This window comes from Duganella paludis (assembly GCF_054461335.1).
The window spans coordinates 5,959,412-5,983,239 of sequence record NZ_CM136922.1 but is presented as its reverse complement, the minus strand read 5'-3'; the positions used below and the strand labels follow the sequence as shown (position 1 = coordinate 5,983,239).

Genomic DNA, 23,828 nt, shown 5'->3' with positions numbered 1-23,828 from the left:
GCGTCAGCGGCCGCGCGCCACGCCGAGCAGGCCGGCCTGGCGCGCCAGGTTGACCGCCTGCACGCGGTTGGCCACGCCGAACTTGCTGAAGATCTGCGCCATATGCCACTTCACCGTGTTGATCGACAAGCCCAGGCTGGCCGCCACCTCGCGGTTGCTCTGTCCCTGCGCCACCAGCTCCAGCAGGCTGCGCTCGGCCGCCGTCAGCTCGGCGTGCGGCAGCCGGCCGTTGCCACCGGCGCCGGCGCCGCACGCCAGCAACATATTCAGATGCGCCGTGGCGAGGCTGCTCAGCGGCGACGGCGGCGCCACGCACAACAACTCCAGCAGGCGCAGCACGCCTTCGCCCTCGTCCAGGAAGGTGCGCACCATGCCGCATTGCGCACCGTGCTCCAGCGCCAGCGCCATGCGCGCCACCGCTTCGGGCTCGTCGCCGGCGCGCGCGGCGGCCAGCGCCAGCAGCACCCGCAGCTTGATGGCGCGCCAGCGCCGGCCGCCGTCCTCGGCCTGCTTGAGCAGGCGCCGCAGCCGCGCTTGCGCCGCCTGCGTGCGGCCGGCGGCCAGCGCCAGACGCACCTGCGCGATGCCGGCGCCGTCGATCTCCTGGCTGGAAAACATCCAGGCCGGCAGCGGCCCGCCGCCCTCGTCATCGACGCAGGCCTCGGCCGGATCGGCGTTCAGCAGCGCGGCATAACCGGCGATGCCGGCGCGGTTCCCGCCCAGCACCACCAGCCGCGACAACTCGGCTTCAAGCGCCGCCCGCAAGCGCGGCGTGGCCTGCTTGCGCGCCCGCATGATCTCGCATTCGAGCCAGCGCTTGGCGGCCGGCGCACCGTGCTGCAAGGCCATCAGCCTGGCCTGCGTCACCTGCACGCCGGCCATGGTATCCCACGGCAGGCCGATGCCGGACATGCCGCGCGCGAACTTCATGCGCTCTTGCGCCTCGTCGATGCGGTTGCACTCATACATCACCATCAGGAACAGGCCGGCGCTGTAGCGGTACAGGAAGGCCGCCGGGATGGTGGTGCTGTGCTGTTGCTGCAAATGCTCGATCTGCGTCATCTGGTCGAGCGCGGCCGTGAAGCGGCCCTGCATGGCGTCCAGATAGGCTTGCAGGTACACCACCACCGCCATCGTCGTCAGGCTGCCCGACTGGGCGCAGGTGCGGCGCGCCTCGATCAGCATCTGCACCGCCTGCGGCAGCATGCCGCGCACCAGGTAGGCGCAGGCGCAAGTGGTGGCCAGCACGCCGCGCTCGTAGGGGCGGGCCTGTTGCTGCGCCGGCCAATAAAGCTCGGCCAGGCGGATGCCGCGCCCGACGTCGCCGTCCAGGAAGGCCTGCACCGGCTCGAAGGCGCGCTGGCAGTCGCCATACAGCGGATCGGCGCCGTCCACGGCGGCCTGTTCGCGGAAATACTCCATCCAGCGCGCCGCGTCGTCGTGGCGCGGCGAATAGGTTAGCGCTACCAGCAAGGTGCGCGTGATGTGCGGGCGACGCCGCAACAAGGCGTCGGGCAACTGGTCGCAGCAGCGCGTCACGCTGGGAAACTGGGCCCGCACCAACAGCGTCTCGGCCAGCGTTTCGAACACGTCGGCCGCCCGTTCATGCTGGCCGGCCTTGATGTAGCAATCGAAGGCGTCCAGGCCCCGGTCGTGCGCGGCCAGCCACTGCGCCGCGCGCTGGTACACCCGGGCGCGCGCCGCGCCAGCCGGCAGCCGATGGCGCACGATATGGCCGGAAAACAGCGGGTGGTAGCGAAACCAGTGCTCGCCGATCGGCTGGATCGGCAGGCCCGACAGCCGCACGCGGGCGATCAGCTCGCGGCTGTCGTCGCTGCCGCGCACGGCGTCGGCCAGCTCCACGCAGAACGACTGCAGCGGCGCGGTGGCGATCAGGAAGGCCTGCAGCTCGTCCGGTTGCGCGCGCAGCACTTCCTCGGCCAGGTAATCGCTCAGGTCCTCCGTGCCGTGCAGGTCGGGCAGCGCATCGGCGTGGCTCTGGATGCGCTTCCAGGCCAGCACCAGCAGCTCGATCGCCGCCGGCCAGCCTTCGGTGGCCTGGTGCAGCCAGCGGATGCGGTCGTCGGTCAGGAACAGGTGGGACTGGCGCAGATAGATTTCGGTTTCGGCCGGCACGAAGCGCAGGCTTTCCAGGTTCAACTCCAGCAGCACCTGACGCGCCTTGAGCTGGGCCACGCTGACCTGGTGCAGGCCGCGGCTGCCCAGGTAGACCCGCAGGTCGGGCGGCAACACCTCGACGATCACCGACAGCAGCAGGCGGATCGCGCCCTCGTCGAGGTGCTCGACGTCGTCCAGGAACAGGTGGCGCACGGCGGTGGCGTTCAGGCGCGGCGCCACGGCCGCCAGCGGGGCGCCGGGATCGACGTCGGCGCCCGGTCCCAGCAGGGCGGCGCGCAGACTCAGCAGCAGACACGCCGGATCGCGGTCGGCCTGGTCGAAGGTCAGCCAGGCCACCGGGGCGTCGGCCGCCGCCAGGCCGGCGTGCAGCAGCCGCAGCACGGACGTCTTGCCGTAGCCGGCCGGGGCCCGCAACAGCACGATGCGGTGGCCGCCGGCCTGGGCCAGCCTGGCCAGCACGTCGGGACGCGCCATCAGCACGCCGGCCGTTTGCGGCGGGATCAGTTTTTGCGCAACGAAGTCAAGCACGGTAACCGGTTCTCCAAGATGAAAGCCTGTATAAGCTTACGCCGAGGATGACGAAACGTCACCATTCTTTAGAATGGAGGAAACAATAATTTCATTAATGCAACTACGTTTCCTGCCATTCCGTTGCTACTTCAAGACACCATCATTGAACCACGCGGTAGCACGGCGTGTACGGCTTGCCGGCCAGCTTCATGCGGTGCTGCGCCACGAAGGACGCCAGCAGCGCATCCATCGGCCCCATGATGGCCTTGTCGCCATGGATCTCGAAGTGGCCGAACTGCTCGATGGCGCGGATGCCCTCCTCCTTCACATTGCCCGCCACCACGCCCGAAAAGGCGCGCCGCAGGTGGGCCGCCAGCAGGTGCACTGGCTGGTTCTTGTGCAGGCTCAGGTTGCGCATGTTCTCGTGCGTCGGCGGGAACGGGCGCTGGAACTCGGTGTCGATCTTCAAGCCCCAGTTGTAATAATAGGCATCGCTGCGCGACTTGCGGAACTCGCGCACCGCCTTGATCCCGGCCTGCATCTCGCGCGCCACCAGTTCCGGATCGTCGATGATGATCTTGTAGCGGCTTTGCGCCTCCGGTCCCAGCGTATCGTGGATGAACTGGTTGATCTGCACGAAGTACTCGCGCGCCGTCTCCGGGCCGGTGAACAGCAGCGGGAACGGGATGTCGGCGTTGTCGGGATGCAGCAGGATGCCGAGGATGTACAGGATCTCCTCGGCCGTGCCGGCGCCGCCCGGGAACACCACGATGCCGTGGCCGGTGCGCACAAACGCTTCCAGGCGCTTCTCGATGTCGGGCATGATGACCAGCTCGTTGACGATGGGGTTAGGCGACTCGGCCGCGATGATGCCCGGCTCGGTGATGCCCAGGTAGCGGCCGCGATGCAGGCGCTGCTTGGCGTGGCCGATGGTGGCGCCCTTCATCGGCCCCTTCATCGCGCCCGGGCCGCAGCCGGTGCAGATGTCGAGATCGCGCAGGCCCATCTCGTAGCCCACCTTCTTCGAATAATTGTATTCCTCGCGGTTGATCGAGTGGCCGCCCCAGCACACCACCAGGTTCGGCGTCAGCATCGGCTTCAGCACGCCGGCGTTGCGCAGGATGTGGAACACGGCATCGGTGATGCCCTCGGTCTTGCCCAAGTCGAACTTCGGATTATCGGTCACCTCGTTGCTGACGAAAATGATATCGCGCAGCACCGCGAACAAGTGCTCGTGGATACCCTTGATCATCTTGCCGTCGACAAAAGCGATGGCCGGCGCGCCCTTGATATCGAGCTTGATGCCGCGCTCGCGCTGCACGATGCTGATGTCAAACGATTGATACCGTTCCAGCAATTCCTTTCCATCGTCGATAGTGCTGCCGCAATTGAGCACGGCCAGTGCGCATTTGCGGAAGACGTTATAAAGGCCGCCCTGGCTAGTATCGAGCAGCTTGTTCACTTCCGCCTTCGAAAGAATTTCCAGCTGTCCTTCGGGCGAAATCAGGGTATCGACAACGTCATGTTCCATGATGCATAAATCCTATTCAGTTTCCAGGGGCTTGCGCCACCAATATACGACAAGTAGAAGATTTGTGTGCTGCAATTATTAACATAAATGTCACGCTTTTGCAGGAAGGCGATCAAAAAGTTTGGCGACGGCGTTTTGTAGATTAAAATGGCGCCCAATTTGGCCTCCCCACAAGGGAGGCCGATTCCTATAGACCATACATAATTACAGGAGAAGCCGCATGAGCGGTGCGACCACCCAACCTACGGAAGCCGCGATTCCGGAATTTAAGCAGATCATGGGCCACCCGGCCCCGCTGTGGATGTTGTTCATGACCGAGTTCTGGGAACGCTTCGCGTTCTACGGCATACGGTGGGCCCTGGTGCTCTACATCGTGGCCCAGTTCTTCGGCGGCGACCCGTCGGGCCAGCAAACCGCCAGCGCCCTGTACGGCTCCTACCTGGCGCTGGTGTATGCGGCCGCGCTGTTCGGCGGCTACGTGGCCGACCGCGTGCTCGGCTACCAGCGCTCGATCCTGGTCGGCGCCGTGTTCATGGCCATCGGCCTGTTCGCCATCGCCGTCCCGGACGACACCATCTTCAAGTTCGGCCTGGCCACCATCATCGTCGGTAACGGGCTGTTCAAACCGAACATCTCGACCATGGTCGGCAAGCTGTACTCGGTGGCCGACCCGCGCCGTGATTCCGGCTTCACCATCTTCTACATGGGCATCAACACCGGCGCCCTGATCGCCCCGGTGCTGACCCAGATCCTGGCCGAACAGGTCTTCGGCGTGGACGGCATGCCATCGTACAAGGTGGTGTTCATGGCCGCTGGCGTCGGCATGCTGATCAGCCTGGTGTGGTTCTACATCGGCCGCGCCCAGCTCAAGGGCATCGGCGCCCCGGCCACCGACGGCGGCAGCATGGCCCGCGTGGTCTACGTCTGCCTGGGCTGCCTGGCCGTGATCCCGGTCGCCTACGCCCTGCTGGCGGTCGGCGCCAACACCCTGCAACTGGTGCTGACCGCGCTGTTCCTGGCGCTGGCCGTGATGCTGCTGGTGGAAGGCTTCCGCAACGGCAAGGTGGCGCGCGACAAGGTCATCGCCATGATGGTGATCTTCACCTTCAACATCATGTTCTGGATGTTCTTCGAACAGGCGGGCAGCTCGTTCACCTTCCTGGCCGACAACATCGTGCGCCGCGACTTCGGCGGTTGGACCTTCCCGACCGCCTGGTTCCAGACCGTCAACTCGATCGCCATCATCGTCTGCGCGCCGCTCGTGGCGGCGACCTGGGTGTGGCTGGCCAAGCGCAACGGCAACCCGTCGATCCCGCGCAAATTCGGCCTCGGCATCCTGTTCAACGCCGGCGCCTTCGGCCTGCTGTGGTTCTCGCTGTCCTCGCTGGTCGGCGCCGACAGCAAGATCCCGTTCTGGACCCTGTTCATGGTCTACGTGATCCAATCGGTGGGTGAGCTGTGCCTGTCGCCGATCGGCCTGTCGATGGTGACCAAGCTGGCGCCGACGCGCCTGGTGGGCCTGGGCATGGGCGGCTGGTTCCTCTCGACCGGCATCGGCAACAACCTGTCGGGCATCTTCGCCTCGCACGCCAGCGGCGAAAGCGGCATGTCGGTGGTGACCGCGCTGTCGGCCTACACCCAGGGCTTCTGGATCCTGACCATCGGCGGCGTGCTGCTGTTCCTGGTCGCCCCGCTGATCCAGAAACTGATGCACGGCGTGAAGTAATCCCCGCCCGCATCAACTCAAACGGCGCCCTCGGGCGCCGTTTTTCATTACTTCATCGGATGGGCATTGAGCCACTGTTGCAGCAGGTCGGCCGTGCCCGGCGGCAGGTGGAGGCCGAGCTTGGTGCGGCGCCAGAGGATGTCCTGGGCGCTGCGCGCCCATTCGTAGCGGCGCAGGTATTCCACTTCGGTGGCGTACAGGCCGGGCGCGATTTCCTCGCCCATGGAGGCGGCGTCGGTGCGATCGGCCAGCAGCGTGTGGATGCGGGTGCCGTAGGTGCGGCAGTAGCGGGCGATCAGCGCCGGCGGCAGGCCGCTGTAGCGGGCGACCTGTGCGCCCAGCCAGGCGTCGAATTCCAGCACCGAACGGTTCTGCGGCTCGGCGCCGAACAGGTCGCCGCCCGGCAGGCAGGCGTTCTGGGTCCAGCCGCCGTGGCGGTTGTCCAGCGCCTTGGCGATGTGGTCGACCGCCTCTTCGGCCAGCTTGCGGAAGGTGGTGATCTTGCCGCCGAACACAGACAAGATCGGCGGGCCGCCGTCATCGATTTCCAGCCGGTAATCGCGCGTCACGGCCTTGGCGTCGGCACCGTCCTCCACCAGCGGGCGCACGCCCGAATAGGTCCACACCACGTCGGCCGGCACGATGGGCTGGGTGAAATACTGGCTGGCCAGCTGGCACAGGTAGGCGATCTCGTCCTCGCTGATGGCGACCTGGCCGGCGTCGCCCTGGTAGTCGAGATCGGTGGTGCCGATCAGCGTGAAGTCTTGCTCATACGGGATGGCGAACACGATGCGCCCGTCCGGGTGCTGGAAGATGTAGGCGTGGTCATGCTCGAAGATGCGCTTGACCACGATGTGGCTGCCCTTGATCAGCCGCAGGTGGCCGCTGCCCTTGGCCGGCAGCGCCGCGTGCAGCAGGCTGGCGGTCCACGGCCCGGCCGCGTTCACCACATAGCGCGCGTTGACGCGGATATGGCCGCAGCTCGGCTTGAACAGCGTGGCTTCCCAGTCGGCCGTCTTGCGTTCGAGCTTGGTGCACACGGCCTGGGTCAGGATGGTGGCGCCTTTTTCGCAGGCGTCGATGGCGTTCAGCACCACCAGCCGGGCGTCGTCCACCCAGCCGTCCGAATACACGAAGCCGCGCTCGAACTCGGGTTTGAGCGGCTGGCCCGCCACATGGCTGCGCAGATTGATGCCCGCCGAGGCCGGCAACAGCTCGCGCCGCGCCAACATATCGTAGAGGAACAGCCCGGCGCGGATCAGCAGCGCCGGCCGCTGCCCCCGGGCGTGCGGCATCACGAAGCGCAGCGGCCACATGATGTGCGGCGCCGCGCGCAATAACACCTCGCGCTCGATCAGCGCCTTGCGCACCAGGTTGAACTCGTAATACTCCAGATAGCGCAGGCCTCCGTGGATCAACTTGGTCGAGGCGGACGAGGTGTGCGCCGCCAGATCATCCTTCTCGCACAGCACCACCGACAGCCCGCGTCCCGCCGCATCACGGGCGATGCCGGCGCCATTGATGCCGCCGCCGATGATCAGGACATCGCAATCGAGAGTGTGCTGCGGTTCCGCCATATGGTCCCTTTGGAGCTGTATACCTGTACGTTACGACAAGTGACGGCAAGTAACAATAGGCTTGATCTATAATCGCCCATACTTGTGCAACCGAGAGATGAAGTTTTGACAACCTCCCGCCCTACCCTGCCCGCCTGGATCAACCGCCGCAACGCCATCCGCGCCGCCATCGGCGCCGGCGCGGCCGCCCTGATCGGCGGCGGCCTGCTGCTGGCCTACATGCTGCTGGTCGTCGCCCCCAACCTGCCTTCGCTGGAGACGGTGACCGACTACCGTCCGAAAATCCCGTTGCGCATCTACACCGCCGACAACGCCCTGATCGGCGAATTCGGCGAGGAACACCGCGACTTCGTGCCGATCAAGGACATTCCCGACCTGATGAAGAAGTCGGTGCTGGCGATCGAGGACAAGCGCTTCTACGAGCACAACGGCATCGACTGGGTGCGCGCGCTGGGCGCGGCCAAGGCCAATCTGGGCGGCGCGCTGCGCCAGGGCGGCTCCACCATCACCATGCAGGTGGCGCGCAACTTCTTCCTGACCCGCGACAAATTCTTCAGCCGCAAGATCACCGAAGTGATGCTGGCCCTGAAAATCGAAGCCACGCTGAGCAAGGATGAAATCCTCGAGCTGTACATGAACCAGATCTACCTGGGCCAGCGCTCGTTCGGCTTCGGCGCCGCCTCGCAGGCCTACTTCGGCAAGCCGCTCAAGGAGCTGGACGTGGCCGAGATGGCGATGCTGGCCGGCCTGCCGCAAAATCCCGCGCGCCACAACCCGGCCGTCAATCCGAAACGCGCCAAGCAGCGCCAGCAGGTGGTGCTGCGTTCGATGCGCGAGCTCGACTACATCACCGAGGCCCAGTACCAGAAAGCCCTCAAGCAGACGCTGCACATCAGCCGCAAGGGCCAGGAATTCGACGTCCACGCCGAATACGTGGCCGAGCTGGCGCGCCAGACGGTGTACGCCCAGTTCAAGGAAGATTCGTACACCAAGGGCATCAGCGTCTACACCACCATCCTCAAGGCCGACCAGAAGGCGGCCTACGAATCGATGCGCCGCAACGTCATGAACTACGACCAGCGCCACGGCTATCGCGGTCCGGAAGCCTTCATCACCCTGCCTTCCGGCGAGGAAGAGCGCGACGACGCCGTCGAGGAAGCCATGCAGCGCCTGCCGCGCAGCGACGGCCTGATCCCGGCGGTGGTGCTGGAAGCCGGCCCGAAAGAGATCAAGGTGCAGAATCCGGCCGGCGAGGAAATCACCATCAGCGGCGACGGTCTGCGCCTGGTGGCCGGCGCCCTGGGCGATAAGGCCAAGGACAAGCTGCGCGTGCGTCCGGGCGCGGTGATCCGCATCATGCAGGGCGACAAAGGCAAATGGGTGGTGACACAGGTGCCGCTGGTGGCGGCCGCCTTCGTCTCGCTGGACTCGGTGACCGGCGCCTACCACGCCATGGTGGGCGGCTTCGACTATAACCTGCAGAAGTTCAACCACGTGACGCAGGCCTGGCGCCAGCCCGGCTCCTCGATGAAACCGTTCATCTACTCGGCTGCGCTGGAGCGCGGCTTCTCGCCGCTGACCCTGCTCAACGACGTACCACTCTCGCTGACCGGCGCAGAAACCGGCAACGAAGCCTGGAGCCCGCGCAACGACGACGGCAAGTACGACGGCCCGATCACCATGCGCCGCGCGCTGTCGGAATCGAAGAACGTGGTCTCGGTGCGCATCCTGCGCGCCATCACCGTGCCGTATGCGCACGGCTACCTGGGCAAGTTCGGCCTGGACCTGGCCAAGCATCCGAAGAACCTGACCCTGGCGCTGGGCACCGGCTCGGTCACGCCGGCGCAACTGGCCGGCGCCTACTCGGTGTTCGCCAATGGCGGCTACTCGGTCGAGCCCTACCTGATCGCCAGGATCGTCGACGGCGACGGCAAGGTCATCCAGGAAGCCAAGCCGCGCAGCACGCTGCCGGACGAGGCCCGCGTGCTCGATCCGCGCAACGCCTACGTGATGGATTCGATGATGCGCGAAGTCACGCGCAGCGGCACCGGCGGCGCCGTGGCGCGCCTGGGTCGTCCCGACCTGGCCGGCAAGACCGGCACCTCCAGCGATGCGGTCGACGGCTGGTTCGCCGGCTACGGCGGCGGCATCGTGGCGGTATCGTGGATGGGTTACGACGATTCCAAATCGCTGGGCGGCAAGGAGTTCGGCGCCACCGTGGCGCTGCCGATCTGGATCGACTACATGAAGGTGGCGATGCAGAGCCGTCCGGCGCAGGAACGTCCGGTGCCGACCGGGCTGACCCAGGTCGACGGCGAATGGCTGTTCGACGAATTCACCGGCGACGCCGCGCGCCGTTCGCTGGACATGGAAGAGGAACCGGCCGGCGCCGAAAACGTCGAGCCGGGCATGCCGGTCGCCCCGGCGACGCCCGCCACGCCGCCACCGGGCGCTCCGGGCGCACCGGGCGCCGAAAACATCAAGCCGGTCCCGGCCGGCCCGGGTCGCTAGCAGGTCGTTCCCGCGTAAGCGGGAACCCATGCCGCGTATGGATTCCCGCTTACGCGGGAACGACGGCGGTCAGATAGCCGCGCATCATGCGCACGGCGCTGTCGGCGAAGCGATCCGGATCGATATCGGCGGCGCGGTACTTCCAGCGCTTGACATACCAATCCTGGAACATCGCCATCAGATGCGCGGCGATCAGATCCGGGCTGGCCGCCGGCAGCTCGGGAATGGTGGCGATGACGTCGGCGAACAGCGCCTGCACATACATCTCCGACTCCTTGGCCGTGCTGCGCTGTTCCGCCTGCAGCACGCGCGAATCCATGAAGACGAAATAAAACCACGGCTGCAGTATTTCGGACACGTAGATCGAAGCGCGGATCAGCGCCTCCAGGCGGTCCAGCGGATCGTCCATGTCGACATACATCTTGGGCACTTCCAGCGTGGCGTGGCGCACCACGTCTTCGATCATCTCGGCCAGCTGGTCCTTGCTGCTGATGTAGCCATACAGGCCGCCCATCGACAGCCCCGTCTCGCCGCACAGGTCGCGCAGGTTCATGGCGCGGAAGCCGACGTCGTTGGCCAGCTTGAAAGTCGCGTTGAAGATTTTTTCGAGGTTCTCCAGCGCCGGCTTGCGGCGCTTGACGGTGATGCGGTCGGCATAACGGTCGAGCAGATATGCCCAGATATTGACACCGTCGAGCGGTGTCACCGCCTGAAACTGTTGGAAGTCGAATCGCGCAGGCAAGGTTGTCCCTGTAGTTTATTTTTGCAACGATTATAGCGCAGCGTCTTCCACACAAGGTCAATGCACATAGCGCGCAATGAAATACACACCGCCGAGCATCAGGGACGCAAAGCCATACAGCTTCCACAGGTGACCCATCAAAGCCTTGTGCAAATCAAGCTTGGTCTCAGCTAACGCCGTGTAAAAGTCTTCCCGTTGCTTGGCCAACGCCGTGTGAAAGTCTTCTCGCTGCTTGGCCAAAGCCGTATAAAAGTCCTCCCGCTGCGTTGCCAGGGCCGCGTAAAACTCCTCACGCTGCTTAGCCATGGCCCCCTGAAGCTCCTCGCCCTGTTTGTTCATGCGGTCGAGGAGTTCGATCTTGGTTTCATAGATCAGCGTCAGGATACGTTCGTGCCCGGCGTGCATTTCCGCACGAAGGGCTTGAACATCATCCTTGGTGGCAAAGCTGTTGGATATCACGGCCACGTTGGTCTCCAATGCGCGTATACGCACATCATAGGAATTTCTTCCAGAGTCCTCAACTCTCTGTTCTTCAATGGCGCCTGGCATGATCACTCTCCTGTAGACGAGCTCTCAAGCTAGCATCACGCCGCACCACGCTATTGATATATCTCAGCGGTGCGCCAGCGCGGTGGCGAGTTCGATTTTATTGGAGACGCCAAGGCTGCCATACGCGTTGCGCAGGTAGGTGCGCACGGTCGACGGCGACAGGCCCATCACACGGGCGATTTCCTTGTACGACTGGCCGCGCGCATACAGCAGCGCCGCACTCAACTCCCTCGGCGACATCAGCGCGCGCCGGTCGCCGCCGTCCGCCAGCACGATCGCCACCAGGCCGCCATTCCGCTCCAGCACCAGCTTGGCGCCGCCCGCCACCAGGCTGCACGGCAGCCGCTCCAACGCCGCCGTCAACAACGGCGGCAACACCGTCCCCTGCCAATCGCCGCCCTGCCGCGCCAGCACCTCGCCGACGCGCGCGCCGACATAATGCAGCCGCCCGTCCAGGTCCGCGATCGCCATGCCATCAAGCGAGGCCGCGCTGGCCGTGGCCTGCAAATCGGCCAGCCGGTACTGCCACGCCTGCAGCATATGCTGCGTGAACTCCTCGAACAACAAGCTCTCCACATCGCTGAACGCCGAGCGCGGGCAGTGACGATACAGGCACACAAAGAACAGCAAGCCGCTGCCCGGCAACTCCAGCGTGGTCGCCATGACCGTGTTCAAGCCGTGGCGTTCGACGAAATCGACCATCTCCGGCGCAACGTCGCCGGCCTCGCCCGCCTCACCACCGTCGCCGCTGGCGCGGAACACCGTGCCCAGCCCGCTCATCGAAGCCCGCGCGAAACCGTCATCGGCCGCGACCAGCCGGTTCCACTCCTCGGCAAAGGAAGCGCGCAAACCGATGCTCGCGTGCAGCACGTTGCGCGGCGCCACGCCCGCAGCGCCGGGATGCACCTCGCCCCACCACGCCGCATCGAAACCGATGAAGCGCTTCAACACCAGCAAGGTCTCATGCAAAAACGCCTCCGGCCCGGAGCGCCGCATCAAGGCGCCCATCTCCAGCAAGCCGCCGCTGAACGACTGATAAAACGACGCCGGCAGCTGCGCCTCGCCACCCACGCCCGTCACCCAAGGATATTGCTGTGCCATCGCATTCTCTCTATACCCTGCATTTGAGGAGGGCCGCAAGCGGCCATGCAGACAGTAAGATCGATCATATCAAGCAACTTGATATTTATCACCTACAACGACAGCGGAAACCCTACATGACACTATTCAGCAAGACCCAACGATACGCATTCGCCCTGGCGCTGGCCTGCGGCACCGCCCTGGCCGGTGCCGCCACCATCCCGCCCTACAAGGAAGTCAACCTCGGCACCGACTTCTGGGACATCAGCACCGCGCCGCCCGCCACGGCCAAGGCCGGCGACATCTACCAGATCCAGCCGCGCAGCGACGCTCCCGCCGGCGCCAAAGGCTGGAATGTGATCTACGTCTCGGAAATCCAGCCCGGCAAGCTGACCTACGTATCCGGCGAAATCTACGTGCCCAGCACCGCCGCCCGCGGCCCGCGCGACGTCGTCCTGTGGAACCACGAAACCGCCGGCCTGGCCGACGCCTGCGCACCCTCGCGCCGCAACAGCGTGGAACAAGGCCACGACCGCGTGCCCGCCATGCCGGCCCTGCTGGCCAAGGGCTACATCGTCGTCATGAGCGACTATCCCGGCCTCGGCCTGCCCGGCCCGGCCTACTACATGGCCGGCCAACCCAATGCCCGCGCCTCGCTCGACATGCTGCGCGTGGCGCAGAAATTCAGCGACGCCAAACCGTCCAAACGCTACGTCATGTACGGCTGGTCGCAAGGCGGCCAGACCACCATGTGGAGCGAAAACATCGCCGCCAGCTACGCGCCGGAATTCACCGGCCTGGGCGCGGCGCTGGTGGCCCCTGCCGTGCGCATCAAGGATCTCACCTTGAACTCGATGGCCACGCCCGACAACGCCGGCTACGTAATCTCCACCCTGCCCGGCATCCAGGCCTACTTTCCCGACCTGAAGTACCGCGACTTCCTGAGGCCGGAAGGCATGGAGCAACTGCCGGCGCTGGCGGGCGGCTGCTTCGACGTGTGGAGCACGGCGGCCAGCGTCAAGGACGCCTACGTGGCCGGCGCGCTGTCCTCCGGCTCCACCTGGTGGAACGCCATGACGGCGGTGGACAACTTCACGCCCCGAGGCAGCATGCCGTTCGCCATCTTCCAGGGATCGCTCGACACCACCACGCCCACGCCGCTGACCCAGCGTGAACGCAGCGCGCTGTGCAAGGCCGGATCGGCGGTGCAATACCAGGAATTCGCCGGACTCGACCACATCTCGGTGGTGGCCGCCGCCGCCGGCCTGCTGCCGGACTGGATCGAAGCGCGCTTCAAAGGCCAGGCCGCCTCCAGCAATTGCGGCACATAAGGCGGCATATAAAAAAAGGCAGCCCGGAGGCTGCCTTACCGTACTGCTACGCCAGATAGTGGCTTACTTTATTGTTGGTTAGAACTCTTCCCAATCGTCCGACGATGCCGCCGACGCCATCTGCTTCGATGGCGCCTTGGTCGATGCCTTGGCCGGCGCCGCCTTCAACGCCGGGCGTGGCGCGGCCGTCACCGCGCGTGCCGGGGCCGCCGAGGCCATGGCGGTCTTGCGCACCGCCATCGGCTGGCTGCGCGGCAGCGCCGACTGCTCGATGCGGAACACGCTCACCACCTCCGCCAGCCCGGCCGCCTGCTCCTGCAGCGAGGCCGCCGCCGCAGCCGCCTGTTCCACCAGCGCCGCATTCTGCTGCGTCACCGTATCCATCTGTCCCACCGCCATATTGATCTGGTCGATGCCGGTGCTCTGCTCCTGCGTCGCCATGCTGATCTCGCCCATGATGTCGGTCACCCGCGCCACGCTGCTGACGATCTCGCCCATGGTCTGGCCGGCCTCTTCCACCAGCTTGCTGCCGGCGCCGACCTTGTCCACCGAATCGCCGATCAGCTCCTTGATTTCCTTGGCCGCCGCCGCCGAGCGCTGCGCCAGCGTGCGCACTTCGCCGGCCACCACCGCAAAGCCACGACCCTGCTCGCCGGCACGGGCCGCTTCCACCGCCGCGTTCAGCGCCAGGATGTTGGTCTGGAACGCGATGCCGTCGATCACGGCAATAATGTCCACAATCTTGGCCGACGAGGCGTTGATCGAATCCATGGTCTGCACCACGCGCGCCACCACATCGCCGCCGCGCTGCGCCACGCCGGAAGCCGACGCCGCCAGCGTATTGGCCTGGCGGGCATTGTCGGCATTCTGGCGCACGGTGCTGGTCAACTCTTCCATCGACGACGCCGTCTCTTCCAGGGAACTGGCCTGCTCCTCGGTGCGCTGCGACAGGTCCAGGTTGCCGCTGGCGATTTCCGACGACGCCGTGGCGATGGTGTCGGTGCCGCTGCGCACCTGGCCGACGATGCGGATCAGGCTGTCGTTCATGTCCTTGAGCGCGCCCAGCAACTGGCCGGTTTCCTCTTTGGTCGTCACTTCGATATGGCTGGTCAGGTCGCCCGAGGCCACCGTGCGCGCCACCCTCACCGCTTCATTAATCGGGGTGGTGATGGCGGCGGTGATGTAGGCCGCGCAGCCGATGGCCACCAGCGCGGCGATCAGCGCCGCCGTCACCATGGCCCACTCGGCGCTGGTGACGGCCGCCTGGCCGTCCTTCACGCTGTCCTCGGAAATGCCTTCGTTCAGGCGCTCGATCTTCATCAGCGAGGTTTCGGCCGCCTGGAACAGCGGGCGCGACGCGTTGTACTGCTGGTGGAAGATGTCGAACAATTCCTTCTGCCTGGCTTCGTCGCTGTTGCCAGCCAGCGCGGCGATGGTGACGCCGATCTTCTCGTCGGCCGCCTTCCACGCGGCCCATTCGCCGGTGAACTGCTTCCACATCACGGTTTCTTCCGGCGTTTGCGGCAGCGGCTCGTAGCGCTTCCAGCCCTTCTCGATGTTGGCCCAGGCCTTCTTGCGCATCTCCAGCGCCTCGGTCAGCTTGGCCTGGCCCTGGCTATTGCTGGCATAGGTGCCGGCAAACAGATTGGCGGCCGAGACTGCGGTCTGGCCCTCGCTCATGACCAGCAGGCCCTGAATCGAAGGCAGCCGCACCACGCCGATTTCATCGACCGCGCCACCCACCTTGGCGATGCCGCGATAACCGGCCGCCCCGACCACCAGCAGCGCCACCATCATGATGATGACCAACGTCGCCAGCTTCCACTTGATCAGTAAATTCTTGAACATCTCGCACCCCGTCGCAGATCAATTGTGAATTTTGGTGAGTATTGACTATTTGCAACTAATATGCGGCTGCGGCCATGCCGGCGTCAATCAGATTTTTTCACGTTGTGGCGCGATGTGCACACTTCAGCCTGCCATGACGCGGTTGCGTCCGGCCCGTTTGGCTTCGTACATGGCGGCGTCGCCGGCCGAGATCAGGCGGATCAGGTCGTAATCGTGCTGGTCCGAGCAGACCACGCCCATGCTGGCCGTGTAGCGCACCGTCAGCTTGTCGAGCTCGACCATTTCATATTCGATGCGGGCGCGCAGGCGCTCGGCCACGCTCAGGGCCTGCGCGTGATCGACGCCGTCGAGCACCAGCACGAACTCCTCGCCGCCGAAACGCGCCATCAGGTCGTGCGGACGCAGTTCCAGCCGCAGCAGGCGCGCCAGATGGCGCAGCACCTCGTCGCCCACCGGGTGGCCGTAGGTATCGTTGATGACCTTGAAATAGTCGACGTCGATCATGATCACCGACAGGCTGCGGCCGCTGCGCTGGGCGCGCAGGCCGGTGCGCTTGCCCTGCATCTCCAGGCCGGCGCGGTTGAGCGCCCCGGTCAGCGCATCGAGCGTGGACAGGCGCCGCAGGCGTTCGGCGTAGCGCCACATCACCATCAGGATCAGGCCAAAGGCGATGCACATCTGCGCCAGCGGCACCACCAGCGCGCTCAGGCCGATGATCAGCGAGCTGGCCTCGTCGGCCGGCCCGGACTGCGCCAGCAGGTGCATGCCGCGCAAAAACAACGCAAGGCCCAGCAGCAGGAAGCCGCCCGCCGCGATGCCCGACACGCGCCAGCTGCGGCGGCGCAGGATGGCGGCCGCGCACAACCAGTTGAGCAGGCCGAAATAGAACCCGCTGAAACACAGCCGCGCGCGCAGGCTCGGCGCCACCAGCGTGTAATAGGCGCTGATGACGAGCGCAATGCCGGTGATGATGGCGATATTCGTCCAGGACAAGGTACTGGCGCAATACACGCGCAGGCCGCGCAACACCAGACCCAGCCCGAAGGCGATCACTCCGTAGCCGAGGATGCTGCTGACCAGCGCCGGCAAGCTCCCCATATTGCACATCACCATGCCGGCCGAGGCCGCCACATTGCCGGCCGCCCACCAGCGCTGCTCGGGCGGGCTGTCGGTGTAACAGGCGGAAGCCACCAGCAACGCCGTGGTCAGCAGCGTCACGCAAATTTGAACCAGCAAAAGAGTGTCGGGATTGAGCACGCCAGCATCCATCGTGAGGAGCTATCAATGTAGCGCAGTGCCTGCGGCGAGGCAATGGGTAAATTGCAGAAAAGAAATCAATCGCGCGCTCGCGGCGACTGCGTATCGGGTAAAGTAATGCTCTTCGCAGACTACGCATAGAGAACCACAGCGCCATGGCCTATCCTATCGAGCACAAACTGGTGATCGGCATCGCCTCCAGCGCCCTGTTTGACCTGACCGCCTCGCACCAGGTCTACCTGGAAAGCGGGGCCGAAGCCTACCGTGAATACCAGGAACAGCAGATCGGCACCGTGCTCGGCAAGGGCGTCGCCTTCCCCTTCATCCGCCGCTTCCTCAGCATCAACAAGCATCACCCGCAGGCATCGCCGGTGGAAGTGGTGCTGTTTTCGCGCAACTCGCCGGAAACCGGGCTGCGCGTGATGAACTCGATCGCGCACTACGGCCTGGACATCTCGCGCGCCTGCTTCCTGACCGGCGGCGCGCCCTACACCTATCTGCCGGCCTTCAACACCTCACTGTTTCTGAGCGCCAACGAGGAAGACGTGCGCAAGGCGCTGGCCGCCAACTTCCCGGCCGGCCTGGTGCTGCCCTCGCGCACCGAGGACGACGACGCCGACGGCGAACTGCGCATCGCCTTCGACTTCGACGGCGTGATCGCCGACGACGAATCGGAAACCGTCTTCAAGCGCAACAACGACGTCGACGAATTCCACGCCCACGAAACCGCGCGCGCCGCCATTCCGCACCAGCCGGGGCCGCTGGCGGACCTGTTCCGCAAGCTGTCGCTGATGCAGCAGATGGAGGAAGATGCCCAGCGCGCCGACCCGGCCTACAAAAAGATCCTGCGCATCGCCATCATCACGGCGCGCAGCGCGCCGGCGCACGAGCGGGTGGTGACCACGCTGAAAAGCTGGGGCGTCTCGGCCAACGAAACCTTCTTCCTGGGCGGGATGGAAAAAGCGCGGGTGCTGGGCATCTTCAAGCCGCACATGTTCTTCGACGACCAGCTAAGCCACCTGAAGTCGCCGGCCGGGAATATCCCTATGGTGCACATCCCATTCGGCATCGCCAACCGCTAAATTCGGGGTCAGGTCTGACAATCGGACATTTCGCGCGCGAAATGTCCGATTGTCAGACCTGACCCCGAATTTAGCGGCGCCGCGTATAATGTGGCACCTGGATAACCGTTGAATGTATCTTGTGTCGTCAGCCTTAACTAAATCCATCCCCAAACCTGGCAATCGCTTTGCCCTGCCCGCGCTGCACGGCTCTGCGGACGCTTACGCCCTGGCGCAAATCGCGCTCGAACTGAAGTCGCGCGGCCAGATGCTGGCCATCGTGGTGGCCAACGCTAGCGACGCCCAGCGCCTGCGCGATGAAATCCCGTGGTTCGGCGGCGAGCAGCTGCGCTGCCACCTGCTGCCCGACTGGGAAACCCTGCCCTACGACGCCTTCTCGCCGCACCAGGACCTGGTGTCCGAGCGCCTGGCGACGCTGCACGAAATCTCCAGTGGCCAGTGCGACGTCATGCTGGTGCCGGCCACCACCGCGCTGGTGCGCATGGCGCCGCCGTCCTTCCTGGCCGCCTACACCTTCTTCTTCCAGCAGGGCGAGTCGCTGGACGAAGCACAACTCAAGTCCCAGCTGACGCTGGCCGGCTACACCCATGTCACGCAGGTGATGTCGCCCGGCGAATACTCGGTGCGCGGCGGCTTGATCGACCTGTTCCCGATGGGTTCCGCGCTGCCGTACCGCCTCGACCTGTTCGGCGACACCATCGAAACCATCCGCACCTTCGACGCCGACACCCAGCGCTCGCTGTACCCGGTCAAGCAGGTACGTTTGCTGCCGGGCCGCGAGTTCCCGATGGACGAAGCGGCACGCACCGCCTTCCGCAGCCGCTGGCGCGAACATTTCGAAGGCGATCCATCGCGCGCGGTGATCTATAAAGACATCGGCGCCGGCATCGCCTCTGCCGGTATCGAATACTACCTGCCCCTGTTCTTCGAGCAGACCGCCACGCTGTTCGACTACCTGCCGCAAGGCGCGGTGGTGGCCACCATCGGCGACATCGAAGCGGCCATCAAGCGCTTCTGGACCGACACAGCGTCGCGCTACCGCTTCATCAAGGCCGACCGCGAGCGACCCATCATGGCGCCGGAAGAGCTGTTCCTGTCGGACGAACAGTTTTTCGTCATGGCCAAGCCGTATCCGCAGATCGCCATCCGCAACAACCCGGACGCCGGCGCTTCCGAGCTGTCCGCGCCGGTGCCCGACATCGCCGTCAACCGCCACCTGGAAGACCCGCTGACCAATCTGCGGGCCTACCTGATGCAGTCCGGCAGCCGCGTGATGATCTGCGCCGAATCCAACGGCCGCCGCGAAACGCTGCAGCAGTACTTCAACGAATACCACTTGGCGCTGGCGCCGGTGGAAGGCTACGACGGCTTTGCCGCCTCCGACGCCAAGCTGGCCCTGGGCGTGGCGCCGCTGCACGCCGGCTTTGAACTGGCGGTCGATGGCGCGCGCCTGATTTTCATCACCGAGACCGAGCTGTATGCCGGCTCCGGCCGCCGCGTCGGCAAGAAAAAGCAGGAAGCCGTCACGCAAGTTGAGTCGATGGTGCGCGACCTGTCGGAACTGAAGATCGGCGACCCGGTGGTGCACGTCAACCACGGCATCGGCCGCTACATGGGCTTGACCAGCATGGACCTGGGCGAAGGCGACACCGAGTTCCTGCATCTGGAATATGCCAAAGAGACCAAGCTGTATGTGCCGGTCTCGCAGCTGCATGTGATCTCGCGCTACTCCGGCGCCTCGCCGGACGACGCGCCGCTGCACACGCTCGGCTCCGGCCAGTGGGAAAAAGCCAAACGCAAGGCCGCCGAACAGGTGCGCGACACCGCCGCCGAACTGCTCAACCTCTACGCCCGCCGCGCCCTGCGCCAGGGCCACGCGTTTGAATATTCGGCGCACGACTACGAACGCTTCGCCGACAGCTTCGGCTTCGAAGAAACGCCGGACCAGCAGGAGGCCATCAACAACGTGGTGCGCGACATGACCTCGGGGAAGCCGATGGACCGCCTGGTGTGCGGCGACGTCGGCTTCGGCAAGACCGAAGTGGCGTTGCGCGCCGCCTTCATCGCCGTCATGGGCGGCAAGCAGGTCGCCATCCTGGCGCCGACCACGCTGCTGGCCGAGCAGCACGCGCAAACCTTCGCCGACCGCTTTGCGGATTGGCCGGTGCGCATCGCCGAAATGTCGCGCTTCCGCACCGGCAAAGAGATCGCGCAAGCGATCAAGGGCATGGCCGATGGCACGCTCGACATCATCATCGGCACCCACAAACTGCTGTCGGACGACGTGAAATTCACGCGTCTCGGCCTGGTCATCATCGACGAGGAACACCGTTTCGGCGTACGCCAGAAGGAAACCCTGAAATCGCTGCGCGCCGAAGTTGACGTGCTGACGCTGACCGCCACGCCGATCCCGCGCACGCTGGGCATGGCGCTGGAAGGCCTGCGCGATTTCTCCGTGATCGCCACCGCGCCGCAAAAGCGCCTGGCCATCAAGACCTTCGTGCGCGGCGAGGCCGAGTCCATCATCCGCGAGGCCTGCCTGCGTGAGCTCAAGCGCGGCGGCCAGGTCTACTTCCTGCACAACGAAGTGGAGACCATCCAGAACCGCTTTGCCATGTTGAGCGAACTGCTGCCGGAGGCGCGCATCGGCGTCGCCCACGGCCAGATGCACGAGCGCGACCTGGAAAAAGTGATGCGCGACTTCGTGGCCCAGCGCTTCAACATCCTGCTGTGCACCACGATTATCGAAACCGGCATCGACGTGCCGACCGCGAACACCATCATCATGCACCGCGCCGACAAGTTCGGCCTGGCGCAGTTGCACCAGCTGCGCGGCCGCGTCGGCCGTTCGCACCACCAGGCTTACGCCTACCTGCTGGTGCACGACGTGCAGTCGCTGACCAAACAGGCGCAGCGCCGCCTGGACGCCATTCAGCAGATGGAAGAACTGGGCTCCGGTTTCTACCTGGCCATGCACGACCTGGAGATACGCGGCGCCGGCGAAGTATTGGGCGACAACCAGTCCGGCGAGATGACCGAGATCGGCTTCCAGCTGTATTCCGACATGCTCAACGAAGCGGTGCGCTCGCTCAAGGCCGGCAAGGAGCCGGATCTGGCGGCGCCGCTGGCCACCACCACCGAGATCAACCTGCACGTGCCGGCGCTGCTGCCGGCCGACTTCTGCGGCGACGTTCACGAGCGGCTGTCGATCTACAAGCGCATGGCCAACTGCGCCTCGCAGGACAAGATCGACGACATGCAGGAAGAGCTGATCGACCGCTTCGGCAAGCTGCCGGACCCGGTGAAGGCGCTGATCGAAACGCACCGCCTGCGCATCGCCGCCAAGACGGTGGGCATCATCAAGATCGACGCGCATACCGAAGCGGCCAGCCTGCAGTTCATGCCCAAGCCGCCGATCGACCCGATGCGCATCATTGAGCTGATCCAGAAGAACCGCCAGATCAAGCTGAATGGCCAGGACAAGCTGAAGATCACTGTCGCCATGCCGGACCTGCCCGCGCGCGTAGCGCAGATCAAGGCCGCAATCAAACAACTTACTTAACTACTTCTACGCCAATGACCAACGCAAAAACCGCCATGAACCTCGTGCTGCAAGGCGCGGACGATTGCAAGGCACGCCTTGAACGCATCAGCGCACTGACCGCATCGGCCAATCTGACCTGGCTGAGCGACCGCGCCGTGCGCTGCGAAGGCATCGCTTTTTCGCCGGCGCTGCGCCAGACCATCGAAGTGGCGGCGCAGGGCGCGCAGCTGGACGCTACCTACTCCATCGGCCTGCACAAGATGAGCGAGTACAAGCTGGTGGCCATGGACATGGACTCGACCCTGATCACCATCGAGTGCATCGACGAAATCGCCGACATGCAGGGCCTCAAGCCGCAGGTATCCGAAATCACCGAAGCGGCCATGCGCGGCGAACTGGATTTTTCGGAAAGCCTGAAGCGCCGCGTAGCGCTGCTGCAAGGCCTGGACGCCTCGGCGCTGGAGCGCGTGTATGAAGAGCGCCTGCAGCTGTCGCCGGGCGCGGAAACCATGCTCAAGGCGGTGCAGGCGGCCGGCTTGAAAACGCTGCTGGTGTCGGGCGGCTTCACCTACTTCACAGAACGCCTGAAAAAGCGCCTGAACCTCGACTATACCCACGCCAACCAGCTGGAAATCGTCGACGGCAAGCTGACCGGCAAGGTGGTCGGCGGCATCGTCGATGCGGAAGAGAAGAAGCGCACCGTGGAGCGCGTGTGCAAGGAACTGGGCATCTCGCCGTCGCAGGCGATTGTGATGGGTGACGGCGCCAACGACCTGAAAATGATGGGCATCTCGGGCATGTCGGTGGCCTTCCGCGCCAAGCCGGTGGTGCGCGAGCAGGCCAACGTGGCGCTCAACTTTGTCGGCCTCGATGGCATCCTGCCGCTGCTGACGTAACTAGTGCATCTCCTTCTTGGCCGCCTTGATCGCGTACATGTGCGCGTCGCCGGCGGCCAGTAGTTCATCCAGGCTTTGCGGCGCGGCCGGGTCGAACTCCACAACGCCGCAGGAAAACTGCAAGCGGTAGCCGCGATTGGCCTGCGTGTTGTAGGTGTCCAGCTGGACGCCGAACTTCTCCAGCACTTCCAGCGCATCGCTCCTCGTGGCGCCGGTGAGCAGCACCACGAATTCATCTCCGCCCAGTCGCGCAAACAAATCCGTGCGGCGGAAACTCGCGCCCATCACCTCGGCGAACGCCGCCAGCGCGCGGTCGCCTTCCGCGTGCCCGAAGTTGTCGTTGATCGGCTTGAAGCGATCGAGGTCGATAAACGCCAGCGCAGCGGGCTGCTGATGGCGCACGCAGAAATCCAGGCCGTAACGCGCCAGTTGCAGGAAGCCGCGCCGGTTGGAGATCCGGGTCAATTCATCGGTGGTGGAGGCCTGGAAGGCGCTCAGCTCATCCTCCACCATGGCGGCCAGGTCGCGCAGGGCGATGGCGTCGTCCTGGTCGAACTCGCGCGGCACGCTGTCGATCAGGCACAGCGTGCCGACCTTGACGCCGCCGGCGGCGCGCAACGGGCAGCCGGCGTAAAAACGGATATTCGGGTCGCCAGCCACCAGCGGGTTGTCGGCGAAGCGCACGTCGGCAAGCGCATTTTGAATCAGGAAGATGTCGTCGCCCAGGATGGCGTGCCCGCAGAAAGAGATATTGCGCGGCGTTTCACAGGCGTCGAGGCCCTGGGCCGACTTGAACCACTGGCGGTTTTCGTCAACGATGCTGACCAATACCGTCGGCACGCGGAACATGCGCTTGGCCATCCGGGTGACGCGGTCGAACCGCTCTTCGGGCGGCGTATCGAGGACATTCAACGACTGCAACGTTGCCAGCCGAAGCGCCTCGTTCTCAGGTATGCCGGGCTCTTTCAAGATGCTCTCCCATGCTTTCGTACCTTAATACTAACCGATCTTTTTGCCGCTGAGCGCAGCGATTAGCCCATCTGTGGCGTCTTCGATATAGTCCAGCACCTGGTCGAAGCCCTGCGGGCCGCCGTAGTAGGGATCGGGCACCACATCCGAGCCGCTGCGGCTTGCATGCGACATCATGAGGGCCAGTTTGTGCCGGTGCTGCGGCGGACAGGCAGCCTTCAGCAACTCAAGATTGTCATGGTCCATGGCCAGCACATGGTCGAATTCCTCGAAATCCTGCTGACTGACCTTGCGCGAGCGCTGCGCCGACAGGTCGTAACCACGCTTGATGGCATACTCCATCGAGCGTGCATCGGGCGGATGGCCGACGTGGTAGCCGTGCGTGCCGGCCGAATCGATGAGGAATCGGTGTTCAAGCCCCGCCGCCGCCACGCGGTGACGGAACACGCCTTCGGCCGTCGGCGAGCGGCAGATATTCCCCATGCAGACAAACAGCACCGATATCGGCTTGGCCATGACGCGTCTCCTTATATAAT

Annotated in this window: 16 protein-coding genes; 6 read left to right on the top strand and 10 right to left on the bottom strand. The window is 64.9% G+C overall.

Going from position 1 to position 23,828, the window contains the following annotated elements:
• Window positions 1-3: 3 nt before the first annotated feature.
• Window positions 4-2,667: a LuxR C-terminal-related transcriptional regulator gene (locus tag ACXZ1M_RS26480; protein ID WP_459050579.1), complete on the bottom strand. Its 2,664-nt coding sequence runs from the start codon at window positions 2,665-2,667 to the stop codon at window positions 4-6.
• 142 nt (window positions 2,668-2,809) lie between these two features.
• Window positions 2,810-4,180, bottom strand: coding sequence for a nucleotide 5'-monophosphate nucleosidase PpnN (ppnN, locus tag ACXZ1M_RS26475; protein WP_459050578.1), 1,371 nt, complete (start codon window positions 4,178-4,180; stop codon window positions 2,810-2,812).
• A 220-nt stretch (window positions 4,181-4,400) separates the two neighbouring features.
• On the opposite strand from ppnN, the gene ACXZ1M_RS26470 reads away from it, so the two are divergent.
• Window positions 4,401-5,906, top strand: coding sequence for a peptide MFS transporter (locus ACXZ1M_RS26470; protein WP_459050577.1), 1,506 nt, complete (start codon window positions 4,401-4,403; stop codon window positions 5,904-5,906).
• Window positions 5,907-5,953: 47 nt separating this feature from the next.
• Here the strand turns inward: ACXZ1M_RS26470 and glpD are convergent, their stop codons facing one another.
• Window positions 5,954-7,483, bottom strand: a complete 1,530-nt coding sequence (gene glpD, locus ACXZ1M_RS26465) for a glycerol-3-phosphate dehydrogenase (protein ID WP_459050576.1) — start codon at window positions 7,481-7,483, stop codon at window positions 5,954-5,956.
• Window positions 7,484-7,588: 105 nt separating this feature from the next.
• Here glpD and ACXZ1M_RS26460 point away from each other — a divergent pair, with 105 nt between their 5' ends.
• Complete coding sequence (locus ACXZ1M_RS26460; RefSeq protein WP_459050575.1) at window positions 7,589-9,994, top strand: penicillin-binding protein 1A; 2,406 nt, start codon at window positions 7,589-7,591, stop codon at window positions 9,992-9,994.
• A gap of 49 nt (window positions 9,995-10,043) precedes the next feature.
• On the opposite strand, the gene ACXZ1M_RS26455 is transcribed toward ACXZ1M_RS26460, so the two are convergent.
• The 3 genes from ACXZ1M_RS26455 to ACXZ1M_RS26445 form a co-directional block, all read right to left on the bottom strand.
• Window positions 10,044-10,736, bottom strand: a complete 693-nt coding sequence (locus tag ACXZ1M_RS26455; protein ID WP_459050574.1) for a TetR/AcrR family transcriptional regulator — start codon at window positions 10,734-10,736, stop codon at window positions 10,044-10,046.
• A gap of 57 nt (window positions 10,737-10,793) precedes the next feature.
• A complete protein-coding gene (locus ACXZ1M_RS26450; protein WP_459050573.1) occupies window positions 10,794-11,285 on the bottom strand; it encodes a hypothetical protein in 492 nt (163 codons plus the stop codon).
• Between the two features lie 63 nt (window positions 11,286-11,348).
• Window positions 11,349-12,386 (bottom strand): response regulator transcription factor, encoded by a 1,038-nt coding sequence (locus ACXZ1M_RS26445; protein ID WP_459050572.1) that lies wholly within the window; start codon window positions 12,384-12,386, stop codon window positions 11,349-11,351.
• Window positions 12,387-12,502: 116 nt separating this feature from the next.
• Here ACXZ1M_RS26445 and ACXZ1M_RS26440 point away from each other — a divergent pair, with 116 nt between their 5' ends.
• Window positions 12,503-13,696 (top strand): lipase family protein, encoded by a 1,194-nt coding sequence (locus ACXZ1M_RS26440; protein WP_459050571.1) that lies wholly within the window; start codon window positions 12,503-12,505, stop codon window positions 13,694-13,696.
• 78 nt (window positions 13,697-13,774) lie between these two features.
• On the opposite strand, the gene ACXZ1M_RS26435 is transcribed toward ACXZ1M_RS26440, so the two are convergent.
• Both ACXZ1M_RS26435 and ACXZ1M_RS26430 read right to left on the bottom strand, forming a co-directional pair.
• Entirely contained in the window at window positions 13,775-15,544 is a 1,770-nt protein-coding gene (locus ACXZ1M_RS26435; protein ID WP_459050570.1) for a methyl-accepting chemotaxis protein, read from the bottom strand.
• A 123-nt stretch (window positions 15,545-15,667) separates the two neighbouring features.
• Window positions 15,668-16,780: a GGDEF domain-containing protein gene (locus ACXZ1M_RS26430; protein ID WP_459050569.1), complete on the bottom strand. Its 1,113-nt coding sequence runs from the start codon at window positions 16,778-16,780 to the stop codon at window positions 15,668-15,670.
• A 176-nt stretch (window positions 16,781-16,956) separates the two neighbouring features.
• Here ACXZ1M_RS26430 and ACXZ1M_RS26425 point away from each other — a divergent pair, with 176 nt between their 5' ends.
• The 3 genes from ACXZ1M_RS26425 (at window position 16,957) to serB (ending at window position 22,323) form a co-directional block, all read left to right on the top strand.
• Window positions 16,957-17,883: a 5'-nucleotidase gene (locus ACXZ1M_RS26425; protein WP_459050568.1), complete on the top strand. Its 927-nt coding sequence runs from the start codon at window positions 16,957-16,959 to the stop codon at window positions 17,881-17,883.
• Window positions 17,884-17,995: 112 nt separating this feature from the next.
• Window positions 17,996-21,445 carry a transcription-repair coupling factor gene (gene mfd / locus ACXZ1M_RS26420; protein ID WP_459050567.1) on the top strand — a complete coding sequence of 1,150 codons (3,450 nt, stop codon included), beginning with the start codon at window positions 17,996-17,998 and terminating at the stop codon, window positions 21,443-21,445.
• 14 nt (window positions 21,446-21,459) lie between these two features.
• The gene (serB, locus tag ACXZ1M_RS26415; RefSeq protein ID WP_459050566.1) at window positions 21,460-22,323 is read left to right on the top strand and encodes a phosphoserine phosphatase SerB; all 864 of its coding nucleotides are present in this window, start codon (window positions 21,460-21,462) and stop codon (window positions 22,321-22,323) included.
• Here the strand turns inward: serB and ACXZ1M_RS26410 are convergent, their stop codons facing one another.
• Together ACXZ1M_RS26410 and ACXZ1M_RS26405 are read right to left on the bottom strand one after the other, a co-directional pair.
• Window positions 22,324-23,292 (bottom strand): GGDEF domain-containing protein, encoded by a 969-nt coding sequence (locus ACXZ1M_RS26410; RefSeq protein ID WP_459050565.1) that lies wholly within the window; start codon window positions 23,290-23,292, stop codon window positions 22,324-22,326.
• 30 nt (window positions 23,293-23,322) lie between these two features.
• Complete coding sequence (locus ACXZ1M_RS26405) at window positions 23,323-23,808, bottom strand: low molecular weight protein-tyrosine-phosphatase (protein WP_459050564.1); 486 nt, start codon at window positions 23,806-23,808, stop codon at window positions 23,323-23,325.
• Window positions 23,809-23,828: the final 20 nt, after the last annotated feature.

Bases quoted from the DNA above. Each gene is read 5' to 3' on its own strand.
- ppnN (WP_459050578.1), bottom strand. From the start codon at position 4,180: ATGGAACATGACGTTGTCGATACCCTGATTTCGCCCGAAGGACAGCTG.
- ACXZ1M_RS26470 (WP_459050577.1), top strand. From the start codon at position 4,401: ATGAGCGGTGCGACCACCCAACCTACGGAAGCCGCGATTCCGGAATTT.
- glpD (WP_459050576.1), bottom strand. From the start codon at position 7,483: ATGGCGGAACCGCAGCACACTCTCGATTGCGATGTCCTGATCATCGGC.
- ACXZ1M_RS26450 (WP_459050573.1), bottom strand. From the start codon at position 11,285: ATGCCAGGCGCCATTGAAGAACAGAGAGTTGAGGACTCTGGAAGAAAT.
- ACXZ1M_RS26445 (WP_459050572.1), bottom strand. From the start codon at position 12,386: ATGGCACAGCAATATCCTTGGGTGACGGGCGTGGGTGGCGAGGCGCAG.
- ACXZ1M_RS26440 (WP_459050571.1), top strand. From the start codon at position 12,503: ATGACACTATTCAGCAAGACCCAACGATACGCATTCGCCCTGGCGCTG.
- ACXZ1M_RS26435 (WP_459050570.1), bottom strand. From the start codon at position 15,544: ATGTTCAAGAATTTACTGATCAAGTGGAAGCTGGCGACGTTGGTCATC.
- ACXZ1M_RS26425 (WP_459050568.1), top strand. From the start codon at position 16,957: ATGGCCTATCCTATCGAGCACAAACTGGTGATCGGCATCGCCTCCAGC.
- mfd (WP_459050567.1), top strand. From the start codon at position 17,996: ATGTATCTTGTGTCGTCAGCCTTAACTAAATCCATCCCCAAACCTGGC.
- serB (WP_459050566.1), top strand. From the start codon at position 21,460: ATGACCAACGCAAAAACCGCCATGAACCTCGTGCTGCAAGGCGCGGAC.
- ACXZ1M_RS26405 (WP_459050564.1), bottom strand. From the start codon at position 23,808: ATGGCCAAGCCGATATCGGTGCTGTTTGTCTGCATGGGGAATATCTGC.